The organism is Actinoplanes teichomyceticus ATCC 31121, assembly GCF_003711105.1.
Classification (GTDB): Bacteria; Actinomycetota; Actinomycetes; order Mycobacteriales; family Micromonosporaceae; genus Actinoplanes; species Actinoplanes teichomyceticus.
In genome coordinates, this window is record NZ_CP023865.1 from 7,274,683 (window position 1) to 7,286,946 (window position 12,264).

General features: G+C 74.0%; 8 protein-coding genes and 1 pseudogene. 3 read left to right on the plus strand and 6 right to left on the minus strand.

The window, feature by feature from the left end; all coding sequences use genetic code 11:
* Positions 1 to 182: 182 nt before the first annotated feature.
* Positions 183 to 2,066 (plus strand): penicillin-binding transpeptidase domain-containing protein, encoded by a 1,884-nt coding sequence (locus ACTEI_RS31875; protein ID WP_239082123.1) that lies wholly within the window; start codon positions 183 to 185, stop codon positions 2,064 to 2,066.
* Between the two features lie 75 nt (positions 2,067 to 2,141).
* Complete coding sequence (locus tag ACTEI_RS31880; RefSeq protein WP_145830755.1) at positions 2,142 to 2,936, plus strand: DUF6585 family protein; 795 nt, start codon at positions 2,142 to 2,144, stop codon at positions 2,934 to 2,936.
* Between the two features lie 1,182 nt (positions 2,937 to 4,118).
* On the opposite strand, the pseudogene ACTEI_RS38790 reads toward ACTEI_RS31880, so the two are convergent.
* From ACTEI_RS38790 to ACTEI_RS31895, 3 genes and pseudogenes are all read right to left on the minus strand, one after another.
* Positions 4,119 to 5,390, minus strand: a pseudogene (locus tag ACTEI_RS38790) (arginase family protein); the annotation flags it as partial.
* Between the two features lie 33 nt (positions 5,391 to 5,423).
* Positions 5,424 to 6,362 carry a tetratricopeptide repeat protein gene (locus ACTEI_RS31890; RefSeq protein WP_122981033.1) on the minus strand — a complete coding sequence of 313 codons (939 nt, stop codon included), beginning with the start codon at positions 6,360 to 6,362 and terminating at the stop codon, positions 5,424 to 5,426.
* A gap of 64 nt (positions 6,363 to 6,426) precedes the next feature.
* Positions 6,427 to 7,368, minus strand: a complete 942-nt coding sequence (locus tag ACTEI_RS31895; protein WP_122981034.1) for an SDR family NAD(P)-dependent oxidoreductase — start codon at positions 7,366 to 7,368, stop codon at positions 6,427 to 6,429.
* Positions 7,369 to 7,450: 82 nt separating this feature from the next.
* On the opposite strand from ACTEI_RS31895, the gene ACTEI_RS31900 reads away from it, so the two are divergent.
* Positions 7,451 to 8,002: a TetR/AcrR family transcriptional regulator gene (locus tag ACTEI_RS31900; protein ID WP_203723543.1), complete on the plus strand. Its 552-nt coding sequence runs from the start codon at positions 7,451 to 7,453 to the stop codon at positions 8,000 to 8,002.
* A 163-nt stretch (positions 8,003 to 8,165) separates the two neighbouring features.
* On the opposite strand, the gene icmA is transcribed toward ACTEI_RS31900, so the two are convergent.
* The 3 genes from icmA to ACTEI_RS31915 form a co-directional block, all read right to left on the minus strand.
* Positions 8,166 to 9,839: a coenzyme B12-dependent isobutyryl-CoA mutase large subunit gene (gene icmA / locus ACTEI_RS31905; RefSeq protein ID WP_122981036.1), complete on the minus strand. Its 1,674-nt coding sequence runs from the start codon at positions 9,837 to 9,839 to the stop codon at positions 8,166 to 8,168.
* 280 nt (positions 9,840 to 10,119) lie between these two features.
* Positions 10,120 to 11,082, minus strand: a complete 963-nt coding sequence (gene meaB / locus ACTEI_RS31910; RefSeq protein ID WP_122981037.1) for a methylmalonyl Co-A mutase-associated GTPase MeaB — start codon at positions 11,080 to 11,082, stop codon at positions 10,120 to 10,122.
* The gene (locus tag ACTEI_RS31915) at positions 11,079 to 12,263 is read right to left on the minus strand and encodes an acetyl-CoA C-acetyltransferase (RefSeq protein WP_122981038.1); all 1,185 of its coding nucleotides are present in this window, start codon (positions 12,261 to 12,263) and stop codon (positions 11,079 to 11,081) included. The genes meaB and ACTEI_RS31915 overlap by 4 nt, the downstream gene beginning before the upstream one ends.
* Position 12,264: the final 1 nt, after the last annotated feature.

Here is a 12,264-nt window from a genome sequence, read left to right on the forward strand (position 1 = left end):
CAGCGTAGAACGCCCGGGCGCGAGAGCTTCACACCCAGGGTGTGCCAGCCCGACAGCTACGGCGATATGCGAACTTTCCGCCGGTGCGGGGCGGCGCGAACGAGCCGCCGGACGTTACCGTGCGATCAGCCCAGCAAGACGTACCCACAGGGGGAAACCTCATGCGCCGCGCCACCATCGGATTGACGACTCTGCTTGTGCTGGTCAGCGGCGCGTTGGCCGGGTGCTCCGACGACGAGCCGCGGGACACCGTCGGGGCGTTCCTCGACGGCTGGAAGAGCGGCGACCTGAGCCGGGTGGGCTTCGTCACCGCCGACGGCGGCAAGATCGCGGCGAGCGAGGTGCTCACCGAGATCCGGGCGTTCTACGGCGACCTCAAGGACCAGCCGCTCGCGGTCTCGGTGGCCGGCGAGCCGAAGGTCACCGGCGACGACTCGACCACCCCGATCGACGTCAGGTGGACCCTTTCGGGGAACGTGACGTGGGCGTACCGTTCCGCCGTCCGGATGACCAAGCGCAGCGGGGACGGCTGGCAGGTGATCTGGGAGCCCGCCGTGCTGCAGCCCGACCTGGAATCGGGTGAGAAGTTCCGGCTGCGCCGGGTGCCCGCGCAGCGCGGCACGATCCTGGACGCGAACGGCAAGCCGCTGGTCGGGCCGCACGAGGTGGTGGTGATCGGGGTCAGCCCGGAGAAGATCACCAACCTGTCGTCGCTCACCGGATCGCTGACCAAGGCGTTCCGGAAGATCGACGTGGACGTCGACCTCGCCGACCTCGCCGACCGGGTCGGCAAGGCCGACGACGGGGCGTTCCTCGAACTGATCACTTTGCGCCGGGCCGACTACAACCGGATCCGAGATGACGTACGCCCGCTGCCCGGCACCGTCTTCCGCACGGAGACCCGGCAGCTGGCGCCCACCCGCGCGTTCGCCCGCGCGCTGCTGGGCACCGTCGACGCCGCCACCCGCGACGACCTCGACGCCCGTCCCGCCGAGCTGACCACCGGCGACCTGGTCGGGCACGGCGGCCTGCAGGCCAGGTACGACAAGCAGCTGCGCGGCACCCCCGGCCTGTCCGTGGTGATCTCCGCCGAGGCGGCCGACGAGACGGTCCAGGACCAGCCGGTCTTCACCGTCGAGCCGGTGAACGGCAAGTCGATCAAGGTCACCCTGGACACCGCCACCCAGAACGCCGCCGACCGGGCGCTCGCCGGACAGAAGCAGCCGAGCTCGCTGGTCGCGCTGCGGATCAGCGACGGCGCGGTGCTGGCGGTGGCGAACGGGCCGGACCCGGGCGGGGTGAACACCGCGCTGACCGGGCAGGTGCCGCCCGGCTCGACGTACAAGATGATCTCCACGTACGGGCTGCTGCAGAAGGGGGCGGTGCGGGCGGACACGCCGGTGGACTGCCCCCGGACCCGGACGGTGGACGGCCGTACCTTCAAGAACTCGGACGACGAGGAGCTCGGCACGGTGCCGTTCCACGTGGACTTCGCCAAGTCCTGCAACACCGCGTTCGTCGCTCTGGCGCCGAAGCTGGGCGCGGACGGCTTGGCCGCCGCGTCGCGCGCGCTCGGCATCGGCGGGGACTGGAACATCGGGATCGACGCGTACACCGGGAAGGTGTCCGACGGGGGCAGCCCCACCGAACTCGCCGCCGCCAGCTTCGGCCAGGGCAGCACCGCGGTCAGCCCGATCGCGATGGCGGTCGCCACCGCGGCGGTGGCCAAGGGCGGATTCCAGCCGCCCAGGCTGGTCCTCGACCCGGCGCCGGCCGCGACCGGCACGCCGGGCGCCCTGGACGCGAACGCGCTGACCGGGCTGCGGTCGATGATGCGCGAGGTGGTCACCGGCGGGACCGGAACGGCGCTGCGCGGCGTCGCGGGCGAGCCGGTGTACGGCAAGACCGGCACCGCGGAGTTCCAGAACGGCTCCGAGGACACCCACTCCTGGTTCGTCGGGTACCAGGGTGACGTGGCGTTCGCGGTGATGGTGCAGAAGGGTGGCGCGGGCAGCGAGGCGGCGGTCCCGATCGCCAAGCGGTTCCTCACCACGCTGGCCGGGTGACGACGCCGGAGGCCGTCGGCGGTCCGACCGCGGAGCGTCATTGACCGAACACAATGGAGCATGCACGATCGCGGTATGCGAATGGAGAACGATCCTCGCGGGCTCGACGAGGTCGTCGCCGAGGCCGGCCTGGGCGACCTCTTCGGGCGCTACCGCTCCAGCCTGGGCCTCGACGTCTCCACCGCCGTGGCCTGCGCCGTCCTCGGCGTCGTCCTGCTCACCGCCGGGGCCGGCGCGCCCGCGGTGATGGCGCTCGGCGTGGTCTTCCTGGCGCTCGGCGCGCTGTGCGGATGGCTGGCCCGGCGCAAGTTCACCACCTGCCGGTACGTCTATGCCAACGGCACGCTGACCACCGACCACCGGGGCGCCGTCACCTCGGTGGTCATCTGGACCGACGTCGCCCACCTGCGCATCTGGGTCCGGGTGGTCAACCTGATCACCGCGTACGCGGAGGTCCTGCAATGCCGACTGGTGCTGACCGGCGGCGAGGTCATCGACCTGGCCAAGCCCCGCTACAAGGACAAACCGGAACTGGTCGCGTTCGTGGAGGAGCACGTGAGCGCGGCGCTGTACCCGCGCAAGGTGGACGAGGTGGTCCGGACCGGCGCGGCCACCTTCGGCCCCCTGACCCTGACCGACGCCGGCGTCGGTCACGGCGAGGTGCTCGCCGCCTGGTCCGCCATCACGAAGGCGGAGGTCGGCAAGACCAGGCTGAGGATCTGGACGGACGGCCGACGGCCGCTCGTCTCGGTGCACCTGCGCGACGTCCCGGACCTGGCCATCCTGCGGCACATGCTGCAGCACTGGCCGGTCGCGCCGGCGGACGGCACGTCCCCGGCGACCGAACCGGATCCGCAGATCCGGGACTGACCCGGCGGCCGCGCGGCGAACGAGCCGCAGGCCGCCGCGCAATCCGGGAACAGCCAGCGGCGGCCGGACGAGCCGGAAACGGCCAACGTCCGCCGCGCGATCGTGCCCGGCGCGCCACGTGACCGACAGCGAGCGTCGGCCAGGGCGAAGCGTGCCCGGCGCGGCACGTGACCGACAGCGAGCGTCGGCCAGGGCGAAGCGTGCCCGGCGCGGCACGTGACCGACAGCGAGCGTCGGCCAGGGCGAAGCGTGCCCGGCGCGGCACGTGACCGACAGCGAGCGTCGGCCAGGGCGAAGCGTGCCCGGCGCGGCACGTGACCGACAGCGAGCGTCGGCCAGGGCGAAGCGTGCCCGGCGCGGCACGTGACCGACAGCGAGCGTCGGCCAGGGCGAAGCGTGCCCGGCCCGGCACGTGACCGACAGCGAGCGTCGGCCAGGGCGAAGCGTGCCCGGCCCGGCACGTGACCGACAGCGAGCGTCAGCCAGGGCGAGCGGAGCGACGGGCCCCCGGCCCGGCCCTCAGGCCGCGCCGGGTGGGAGCCCCGGGTCGAAGCGGGGCGCGCGCACGGCGAGCGCGCCGGTCATCGGCGGGTCCGCGGGCGGGCGCGGGCGCAGCATCCCGGGCCGGGTGGCCGGCAGCGGCTCCGAGTCGAGCAGTGGAGCGGAGCCGAGCGGGCGGGACAGCAGCCGCACCCCGGGGCGTTCCGGCTCGGACGCCGGCACCGCCGTGAGCACCGCCGCGCCGTCGCCGGAAGCGCCGGTGTCGGCCGCCTCCCGCTCCACGGCCTCGGCGGGCTCCACGGCCTCGGCAGGCTCCACGGCCTCGGCGGACTGCACCGCGGCCGGGTTCTCGTCCGGCTCCGGGTCCGGCTCCGGGTCCGGCTCCGGGTCCGGGTCCGGGTCGGCCGCCTCCTGGGCGACAGGGGCCACGGCCTCGGCAACCGCCGCACCCTCCGGCTCCCGCGCCGGCGTCCCGGTGGGCGCACCGGGAGGCATCCCGGCTACCGGCTCCCGCGCGGGCGTCCCGGTGGCCGGACCGGCCGGCATCCCGGCTACCGGCTCCCTCGCCGGCGCGGAGTCGCCGGACGGCTCATCCGACGTCCCGGGCGCATCCGCGCCGCCCGGGTGCGTGACAGCCCGCTCCGTGTCCGGCTCGACGGGCCACCCCTCCGACGGCCGGGTGAGCGACCCCGGGTCAGCCTCCAGCTCGCCGCGGTCCGCAACCGGCGCCGGCTCCGGAACCACACCCACCGATCCGGAGCCGTCCGCGGCCCCCGCCGGACCCGGCACGGCCGGCGATCCGAGGTGGCCCGCGGCCCCCTCCGGCCCCGGGAGCACACCCACCGGCCCGGAGCCGTCCGCGGCCCCCTCCCGCGCCGGCACAGCGGCCGCGATCCCGGCATCCCCCGCAGGCTCCGGCACCGGGACGACGGCGGCCGGCGGCACGGATCCTCCGGCGGCGGCCGGCGCGTCCCCGGAAGCCCGGGCCTCGCCCTGGTTCGCCAGGTCGCGGCGCGCGGCGATCAGGTCCGGCCGGGGCGTCACCGTCCGGACCGGCGCCAACCCGCTGACCAGCGCCGACGTGATCTCCCCGGCGTAGCGGCCGTCCGGGTCGTAGTCCGGGTCGAAGACGGTGATCTCCACGCCGAGGCAGTGCGGCGACTCGACCAGGCCGGTGAGCAGCAGTTCCAGCTCGGGAAAGGCGATCCCGCCGGGGTCCGGCGCGTCCACCGCCGGCATCACCGCCGGGTCGAGCACGTCGACGTCCACATGCACCCAGTACCCGGCGCAGTCGACGAGCTGGTCGCGCGCCCACTGTGCGCTGCGGGCGGCGCCCTCGGCGCGCAGCATCGGCACCGGGCGGGTCACTATCCCGGCGGCCTGCAGGTCCAGGCGGTACTCGTCCTGCGCCCGGATGCCCAGCACCACCACGTCGATGTCCCGGAAGTACGGCCGGCGGCTCTCGATCGCCGCCAGGTTGGCCTGCCCGCGGCCGGTGACCAGGGCCAGGTCCTCGCCGGCCGCCGCGCCGACATAGGACGCGTTGCCGGGATGCCGGAAGTCGGAGTGGCCGTCCACGAAGACCAGCCCGATCCGGCCGCCGACCGCCTCGCCCAGCCGGTGCATGGCCAGGCCGGACCCGATCAGGATCGAGCAGTCACCGCCGAGCACCACCGGGAACTCGCCGCCGTCGATGATCGCGCCGATCCGGTCGGCCAGCGCCCGGGAGTACGCCGCGATCTCCGCGGCGTGCGCGACGCCGTCGCCGGGGCGCCAGTCACCCGGGTCGTACCGGGGCGGGGTGAGGCAGCCGGCGTCCCGGGCGCCGAGCCGGGGCAGCAGACCGTGGTCGCGGAGGGCGCCGGGCGCCTTGGCGCAGCCCGGCACCGACGTCGCGGTCGGCGGGCGCAGGCCGAGATTGGACGGCGCGTCCAGAACGGCGATGCGTCGCACGACGCCCTCCCGCTTGTCTCGTAGCTGTCGGGTCTAGAAGAGCGCGCTGGCCAGTGCGCGCCGCGCGCCGGCCACCGCCGGGTCGTCCGGTCCGGCCACGGTGAACAGCGACAGCAGGTGCTTGCGCACGACCTCACGGTCGTCCCCGCTGGTCCGCTTGACCAGCGCGACCAACCGGGCGTACGCATCCGCGGCCTGGCCGTTGAGCACCTCGATGTCGGCGGCGAGCCGCTGGGCCTCCAGGTCGTCGGGGTCGGCCGCGGCGCGGGCCAGCACCGACGCCGGGTCCTGGCCGCTGATCCGGCGGTACAGCTCCACCTGGGCCAGCCCGGACTCGGCGGCCGCGTCGGTCGGCGACTCGGCCAGGATCTTCCGGTACGCCGCCTCGGCCGCGTCCAGGTCACCGACCATCAGCGCGTCGTCGGCGGCGTCGAGTCGCGGGTCCTCCGGGGCGGGCGCGCCACCGCTGACCCCGGCGGCCTTGAGCACCGCGTCGATGTACTGCTTGACCTGGCTCTCCGGCAGCACCCCGGTGAAGCCCTCGACCGGCTGCCCGCCGATCACCGCGAGCACCATCGGGATGCCCTGCACCCGGAAGACCTGGGCGAGCCGCGGGTTGGCGTCCACATCGACCCGGCCGAGCACCCATGCGCCCTGCCCGGCCACGGCCAGCTTCTCCAGCACCGGGGAGAGCTGCTTGCACGGCCCGCACCAGTCGGCCCAGAAGTCGAGGATCACCGGAGTGGTGAGCGACCGCTCCAGCACGGTGCTCTGGAAATTGGCCTCGGTGACATCGATGATCGTTTCCGGGGCCAGGCCCGGCAGGGTGCCCGGCACCGTGCCGGCCGGGTCGCCGTCGGAAGCGGCGGGACGGCTCGGCGCGGCCGGTGCGGCCGGCGCCGGGGTACGCAGCGCGCTGAGATCGACCGCGCCGCGGGTGAAGATCGACGGAGTGGTCCGTGGGTCGCTCATGGTTACCTAGTCTTGCATGATGTCCGGCCTGTTCGTGTCGCCGCCGGGCGGCCGATATCGGACGTCACAGAGCCGTGTCGCGGTCGCCGGCCCGGACCGGACCGCTCAGGTAGCGCACGCCGGTGGCGTCCTCGGAGACACGCCACAGCCGTTCGGCCAGCGCGGGATCGTCGGCGGGCGCCACCACCGGGTCGAAGTGCACCCGTAGGTCCGTTTTCCGGGCGTGCGGGCCGAGGACGACGCCGGTCCGCGCGTCCGGGCTGGTGGCCGCGAACGCCAGCGGCAGGGTGCCCTGTTCGGCGGTGCGCGCCAGCGGCACCGTGGCGACCGCCAGGAAGGCGCGCTGCACGAAGCCCCGCGCGGTGTCGTGCATCGGCGTGGTGGCCATGCCGGGGTGGGCGACGAAGCTGCGCACCGGGCTGCCGGCCTGGCGCAGGCGCCGGTCCAGCTCGGCTCCGAAGAGCACGTTGGCCAGCTTGCTCTCGGTGTAGGCCCGGTTGGCCGACCACGAGCCGGCGGCGGTGAGATCGCGGAACGGGTGCGGGACCCGGAACCGCTTGTAGAAGTTGGACGCCACCGCCACCACGCGCGGGTCGCGGCCGGGCCGGAACAGGTCCAGCAGCAGCCCGGTCAGCGCGAAGGCGCCGAGGTGGTTGGTGGCGAAGACCCGCTCGTACCCCTGCGGGGTGAGCGACCGCTGCTGCGCCCCGATGCCGGCGTTGTTGACCAGCACGTCCACGGTCCGGCCGTCGGCGCGCAGCCGGTCGGCGAAGCGCCGCACCGACGTCAGGTCGCCGAGGTCGATCTCGCGCACCTCGAGGTCTCCGGCCAGACCGGCGCGGACGCGGTCGGCCTTGGCCACGTCACGCACCGCCATGACGACCGACGCGCCGCGCCGGGCGAGCTCGCGGGTCAGCACCAGGCCGAGCCCGCTGCTGGCGCCGGTGACCACCACGGTCCGGCCGGTCTGATCCGGCATGTCGTCGAAATTCCAGGTGATGGCCATGATCGCCCTCCAGGACAGAACGGATAGATTATCCGCTGAGGTCCCGACCGTACCACGGAAGCGGATGAACTATCCTCTGAGAGTGACTCTCCGCGCAGATTCGGCTCGGGTACGCACCCGGATGCTCGCCGCCGCCCGCGCCCGCGTCGACGCCGGCGACCTGGAACTGCCGATGAACGCCATCGCCAAGGACGCCGGCGTGGGGGTCGGCACGATGTACCGGCACTTCGCCACCCGGCGGGCGCTGCTGGAGGCGCTCGCCACGGAGAGTCTCCGGGAGCTCGCGTACGAGGCCGGCGCCGCCGCGACGAGCCCGGACATCGGCGCCGGCCTGGCCGCCCTGATCAAGGCGACGCTGCGCCGGCAGCTGAGCGACCCGGCGCTGGCCGGCGTGCTCGCCTCCGGCGACGTGGAGTGTGCGGACACGCGTGGGCTCCTCGCGGAGCTGATGGCGGCGGCGCAGCGCGTGCTGGCCCGGGCCCGCGCCGAGGGGGCGATCCGCGCCGATGTCACCCCGGACGACCTGCGCCGGCTCACCTGCGGCATCCGGTACGCGGTGACCAGCGGCGACGACGAGGACGGCACCGCCCTCGACCGCTACCTGGAGATCCTGATGCGCGGCCTGCACCCGTAGCGAGGACACAGCCCGGACACGACCGGGACCCGACGCGCGGCCTGCACCCCCAGCGAGGACACGACCCGGACACGACCGGGACCCGACGCGCGGCCTGCACCCCCAGCGAAAACACGGCCCGGACACGACCGGAAACGGATCCGGCCGCGGCGGGCGGCAGCCGCTAGAACCGGGCCGGCTCCCGGTAGACGCCCCACTCCGCCTTCAGCATCCCGCAGATCTCGCCCAGGGTCGCCTCGGCGCGGGCCGCCTCCAGCATCGCCGGGATCATGTTCGCCCCGGTACGCGCGACGGCGACCAGGTCCTCCAGGGCGGTCTTGACGCGCGTCTCGTCGCGCCCGGCCCGCCGCTCCTCCAGCAGGCGGCGCTGCTCCACCTCGACCTCGTGCGACACCCGCAGGATCTCCAGCTCCTTGGCGACCGTGCCGGTGTGCGCGTTGACCCCGACGATCCGCTTCTCGCCCTTCTCCAGGGCCTGCTGGTAGGCGAACGCCGCCTCGGCGATGTGCGAGGTGAACCAGCCGTCCTCGATGCCGCGCAGGATGCCCGAGGTGAGGGTGCCGTCGTGGCCCAGCTCGCGGATCCGCTCGAAGATCGCCTCGGCCTCGGCCTCGATCCGGTCGGTGAGCGCCTCCACATACCACGAACCGCCGAGCGGATCGGCCACATTGACCACCCCGGTCTCCTCCATCAGCACCTGCTGGGTGCGCAGGGCGATCTCGGCGGACTCGTCGGTGGGCAGCGCGAGCGTCTCGTCCAGGGCGTTGGTGTGCAGCGAGTTGGTGCCGCCGAGGACCGCGGCGAGCGCCTCCACCGCGGTGCGCACCACGTTGTTCACCGGCTGCTGGGCGGTGAGCGAGACCCCGGCGGTCTGCGTGTGGAACCGCAGCCAGAGCGCCTTCTCACTGGTCGCGCCGTAGTCCTCGCGCAGGTGCCGGGCCCAGATCCGGCGGGCCGCCCGGAACTTGGCGATCTCCTCGAAGAAGTCGATGTGCGCGTCGAAGAAGAAGCTCAGGCCGGGCGCGAACCGGTTGACGTCCAGCCCCCGGGACAGGCCGAGCTCGACGTACCCGAAGCCGTCGGCCAGTGTGTACGCCAGCTCCTGCGCCGCGGTCGCCCCGGCCTCGCGGATGTGGTAGCCGCTCACCGACAGCGGCTTGTACCGCGGGATCTCGCGGGCGCAGTACTCCATCAGGTCGCCGATCAGGCGCAGGTGCGGCTCGGGGGCGAACAGCCACTCCTTCTGCGCGATGTACTCCTTGAAGATGTCGGTCTGCAGGGTCCCGTCCAGCCGGCTCAGGTCGGCGCCCTGCCGCTCGGCGGCCACCAGGTACATGCAGAAGACCGGCACGGCCGGGCCGGAGATGGTCATGCTGGTCGTGACGTCCTGCAGCGGGATGTCGCGGAACAGCACATCCATGTCGGCGGCCGAGTCGATCGCCACCCCGCAGTGCCCGACCTCGCCGAGCGAGAACGGATCGTCGGAGTCCCGGCCCATCAGCGTCGGCATGTCGAACGCCACGCTGAGTCCGCCGCCGCCGGCCGCCAGGATCATCTTGTACCGCTCGTTGGTCTGCCGCGCGTTGCCGAACCCGGCGAACTGCCGGATGGTCCAGGTGCGGCCGCGGTAGCCGGTCGGGTGCAGACCTCGGGTGAACGGGAACTCGCCGGGCCAGCCGATCCGCTCGAAACCCGGGTACGCCACGCCGGGCGGCGGCCCGTAGACCGGCTCCACCGGATTGCCGGAGAGCGTGGTGAAGTCGGCGTCCCGCTTGCGTGCGGCGTCGTAGCGGCGCTGCCAGCGCTCGCGCCCGGCCTCGATGTCGGCTGCGTCCATGCGCCCATACTAATGGCAGAACTGAACGATTACTAAGGTCGCGACGCGCGGCAGGACAAGGGTTTTCCCTACTACCGCGGAGTAACCGGACCGGGGAGAGTCGGCTTCGGGATCCATCCATCCCACCGGGCCCCGGCAGCGCCCGCCACGCTGCCGGGGCTGCCCCACCCGCCGGCAGCGCCCGCCACGCTGTCGGGGCTGCCCCACCGCCGGCAGCGCCCGCCACGCTGCCGGGGCTGCCCCACCCGATCGTGCAGATCCCGGACCGGCGCCCCCGGGCTCAGGCCACTTCCAGACCGGCCAGCAGCTCGTCGGCCGCGGCGTACGGGTCGAGCGTGCCGTCGACGACCCGGGCGGCGAGGCCGGGCAGGGCGGTGCCCTCGTGCAGGTCGCCGATCCGGGCGCGCAGCGCGCCCACCGCGAGCGCGGAGATCTCCGCGGCGGCGCGCCGTTCCCGGCGGGCCCGCAGCTCGCCGCTGCCGGCCATCCACGCGCGGTGCTTCTCGATCGCGGCGACCACGTCCTCCACGCCCTCGCCCTTGACCGCGGCCGCGCGCACCACCTGCGGACGCCACTGGTCGGCGGAGCGCTCGCCGAGCGCCAGCATGCCCTGGATGTCGCGGTAGGTGTTGTCCGCGCCCGGCCGGTCCGCCTTGTTGATCACGAAGACGTCGGCGATCTCCAGCACCCCGGCCTTGACCGCCTGGATCGCGTCGCCCATGCCCGGAGCCAGCAGCACCAGCGTGGTGTCGGCCAGCGAGGCGATCTCCACCTCGGCCTGGCCCACCCCGACGGTCTCCACCAGCACCACGTCGCAGCCGGCGCCCTCCAGCACCCGGACGGCCTGCGGGGTGGCCGCGGAGAGCCCGCCCAGCTGACCGCGACTGGACATCGAGCGGATGTACACCCCGCGGTCCGCGGTGTGCTCCTGCATCCGCACCCGGTCGCCGAGGATCGCGCCGCCGGTGAACGGGCTGGACGGGTCCACGGCCAGCACCCCGACCCGGCGCCCGGCCAGCCGCAGCGCGCGGACCAGCTCGTTCGTGGTGGTCGACTTGCCCACGCCGGGCGCGCCGGTGAGACCGACCACCTGGGCCCGGCCGGCGTAGGGCGCCATCGCGGCGGCGACCTCGGGCAGCGCCGGGTCGCCGTTCTCCACCAGGCTGATCAGCCGGGCCACCGACCGCGGGTCTCCGTCCCGGGCCTTGGCGACCAGGGACGGCACGTCGCGGAGTCGGCTCATGCCGGCACTGTGATGATCAGGGCATCGCCCTGGCCGCCGCCGCCGCACAGGCCCGCCGCGCCGGTGCCCCCGCCGCGCCGCTTGAGCTCCAGCGCCAGGGTGAGCACCAGCCGAGCACCGGACATCCCGATCGGGTGTCCGAGAGCAATCGCCCCGCCGTTCACGTTCACCTTCTCCTCGCCGACCTTCAACTCGCGCATCGACTGGATGACCACCTGGGCGAAGGCCTCGTTGATCTCGATCAGGTCCAGGTCGTCCACGGTCATCCGGGCCTTCTCCAGCGCGTGCCGGATGGCGTTGGACGGCTGGGACTGCAGCGAGCTGTCCGGGCCGGCCACGTTGCCGTGCGCGACGATCTCGGCGATCCAGCTCAGGCCGAGCTCCTCGGCCTTGGCCCGGCTCATCACCACGACCGCGGCGGCGCCGTCGGAGATCGGCGAGGAGCTGGCCGCGGTGATCGTCCCGTCCGGCGCGAACGCCGGGCGCAGCTTCGCCAGCGTCTCGGCGGTGGTGCCGGGCCGTACCCCCTCGTCGGTGTCGATGAGGCCCTCGGCCTTGCGGTCGCCGGACGGCAGCGGGGCGATCTCCTCGGCGAACCGGCCCTCGCGCTGCGCGGCGGCGGCCCGCCGGTGGCTGAGCGCGGCGAACTCGTCCTGCTCGGCGCGGCTGATGTCCAGCCGCGCGCCGCTGGTCTCGGTGGACTCGCCCATCGAGATGCCGGCCCACGGGTCGGTCAGCCCGTCCAGCGCCATGTGGTCGCGCAGGGCCACGTCACCGAACTTGGTGCCCTGTCGCTGATTGATCAGATGCGGGGCGTTGGTCATCGACTCCATGCCGCCGGCCACCACGATCTCGTACTCGCCGGCGCGGATCAGCTGGTCGGCCAGCGCGATCGCGTCCAGTCCGGAGAGGCACACCTTGTTGACGGTGAGCGCCGGGACGGTCATCGGGATGCCGGCCGCGACGGCGGCCTGGCGGGCCGGGATCTGCCCGCACCCGGCCTGCAGCACCTGGCCCATGATGACGTACTGCACCTGGTCGGGGGCGACGCCGCCACGGGTCAGGGCGGCGGCGATCGCGTGCCCGCCGAGGGCGGTGGCGGGCAGGTGCCTGAGGTTGCCGAGCAGACGCCCCATCGGGGTACGGGCGCCGCTCACGATCACGGAGCTGGTCACGGTCATG

Bases quoted from the DNA above. Each gene is read 5' to 3' on its own strand.
- ACTEI_RS31895 (WP_122981034.1), bottom strand. From the start codon at position 7,368: ATGGCCATCACCTGGAATTTCGACGACATGCCGGATCAGACCGGCCGG.
- ACTEI_RS31890 (WP_122981033.1), bottom strand. From the start codon at position 6,362: ATGAGCGACCCACGGACCACTCCGTCGATCTTCACCCGCGGCGCGGTC.
- ACTEI_RS31915 (WP_122981038.1), bottom strand. From the start codon at position 12,263: ATGACCGTGACCAGCTCCGTGATCGTGAGCGGCGCCCGTACCCCGATG.
- meaB (WP_122981037.1), bottom strand. From the start codon at position 11,082: ATGAGCCGACTCCGCGACGTGCCGTCCCTGGTCGCCAAGGCCCGGGAC.
- ACTEI_RS31880 (WP_145830755.1), top strand. From the start codon at position 2,142: ATGCGAATGGAGAACGATCCTCGCGGGCTCGACGAGGTCGTCGCCGAG.
- icmA (WP_122981036.1), bottom strand. From the start codon at position 9,839: ATGGACGCAGCCGACATCGAGGCCGGGCGCGAGCGCTGGCAGCGCCGC.